This window comes from Alcanivorax sp. HI0044, from assembly GCF_001634945.1.
Genome location: NZ_LWEZ01000990.1, coordinates 1 through 267, shown reverse-complemented (window position 1 = coordinate 267; position 267 = coordinate 1). Strand labels below are relative to the sequence as shown.

Here is a 267-nt window from a genome sequence, read left to right as displayed (position 1 = left end):
GACGCCATCCAGATTCTCGGCACACTGCCGTTCTCAGCAGAGCAGGTAAACGCTGATTTTGTGGTGGCCGACGGCCACAAATGGATGCTCGGCCCGGAAGGGCTCGCCCTGTTCTATTGCCGCCGCGCGGTGCAGGATCAATTGATTCTGCGTCAGCATGGTTGGGCATATGGTGGCCGATCCGGGCAATTACACCCGCAAGGACTGGCAGCCCGCCACTACCGCCAAACGCTTCGAATGCGGGAGCCCAAACATGCTCGGTGCCCA

1 pseudogene is annotated in these 267 nt (G+C 60.7%); it reads left to right on the top strand.

The window, feature by feature from the left end:
- Nucleotides 1-267 (top strand): annotated as a pseudogene (locus A3730_RS29700) (aminotransferase class V-fold PLP-dependent enzyme); the annotation flags it as partial.